The organism is Phycisphaerae bacterium (genome assembly GCA_012729815.1).
GTDB lineage: Bacteria > Planctomycetota > Phycisphaerae > JAAYCJ01 > JAAYCJ01 > JAAYCJ01.
This window is the reverse complement of sequence record JAAYCJ010000079.1, coordinates 1-1,772: the sequence shown is the minus strand read 5'-3', so window position 1 is coordinate 1,772 and position 1,772 is coordinate 1. Positions and strand designations below refer to the sequence as shown.

The 1,772-nt window shown below is 62.8% G+C and carries 1 protein-coding gene; it reads left to right on the top strand.

The genetic code is table 11. The features are described from left to right. Nucleotides 1–1,772 (top strand): hypothetical protein (locus GXY33_06135; GenBank protein ID NLX04702.1); only part of this gene is annotated, 1,772 nt, incomplete at both ends.

Sequence of the window (1,772 nt, the reverse complement as noted above, 5' to 3'; positions counted from 1 at the left end):
TCCGCCGGGTTCGCCAAACCGTACATCGATGGCAACCCGTACGCCTCGCTCGTCGCGGAGGGCGCGTCGCTCAGCGAGCGGATCACGACCTATCGCCAGGCCAACAGCGCGGACGCAGCCGCCGTCGAACAAGGGGCGACGCTGGCGCGACAGTGGCAAGACTACTTCACCAAAGTCGAACAGACGCTTCGCGAGACCATCCCTCCGGTCGTCGTCAAGATCCGTGAGGCCCTCGATTTCGAAAAGGCCGGTATCACGCTGAACGAGGCGTGCGCAGCCGGTCGCGAGGCGATCTTCGCCCGCGACACCGCCCGCCAGTACGCCGACGGCGCGGATGAAGAGATCAACAAGCTCGGTGACCCCAATGACTTGGCGAAACTCAAGATCATCTACCTGCTGACCTACGCGGACAACGCCGCTGAGTTCGCCAAGACCGCCGCCGAAAACGCTGCCAAACCGCAAACCGCGGTCGAATTCCCCGAGTACTTCGTCGCCGCGCTGGATGCAGGCACGCCAGCGACACCAACCGCCGACGCTTCGCCACGCGGTGAGATCTGCCTCAACGGCGAGTGGGACTTTGCGATCAACACCGGCGCGGACAATCCGCCCAAACCCGGCGCCTGGCCGCGCCGCCAGCGCGTGCCTCACGGCGAATGGGGATACGCGATCAACAAGGGCAACATTCCCGATGAGCAGTGGCTCAAGCAGTCCCGCGGCTATTGGGACTGGTGGGAAAGCAGCGTCTGGTATCACACCGAGTTCGACGTTCCCGCCGGCTGGAACGGCCGGCGGTTTGCGATCGCCTTTGAAGAAGTCGAAGGCTACGCCGAGGTCTTCATCAACGGCCGGTACGCCGGCAACCACTACACGGGCCTGGTTCCCTTCGAGATCGACGTGACGAAACACCTGATTGCCGGCGCCCGAAACAACATCCTCGTCTTCGTCGAGAGGCCGTCCAAGACCGCCCGGCCGGGTTCGGGCTATCGATACGTCACGCGGCCCAACCTCTATCCCACGCGGTGCCTCGAAGCCTACTTCGGCGGGATCACCGGCGACGTGTTCCTGCGATCCACCCCTCACACGCGAATCGTCGATACCTACGTCCGCACCTGGGCTGATCGACGCATCCGCGTCGAAACCACCGTGCGGAATGATACGGACCAACCGGTGGATCAGACGATCGTCGGCGCCATCCGCAAGGACGGCAAGGACCTGTTCACGCTGCCGCCGCAACAAGTCCATCTCGACCCGAAAGAGGAGAAGACCGTTGTCAGTGAAGCCGTCTGGCCGGACGCTCAGCTATGGGGCATCGGCGGCGAGTACGGCAGTCCGGACAATCTGTATTACCTGGTCGCAGACCTGGGAGGTATCGACACAACCTACACCGAATTCGGCTTCCGCGAAATGACGATCAAAGGCCCGGACTTCTATCTGAACGGAAAGAAGATTCTCCTCCAGGGCGACAATTTCGGCGCTGTGGGGCGCGACCACCAGCGCCGCTGCCGGTGGTACATCAATCAGTTCTTCCGCGTCAGCCGCGAGGCCAACATCACCTTCACCCGCGCCCACCAGCACTCCATGTGTCCCGATCACGCCGAGATCGCCAACCGGATCGGGATCCTGCTGGAGCCGGAGGCCTGCGGCTGGTTCCTGCACCCGCCCAGCGACATCGTCAATCAGCGGATTGATCCGGAGTTGATGAAATCCAGTCCGCCCTATGCCAATCGTGCATGGGAAGACCCGGTCTGGCGTAACAACAACCGCGACTACTA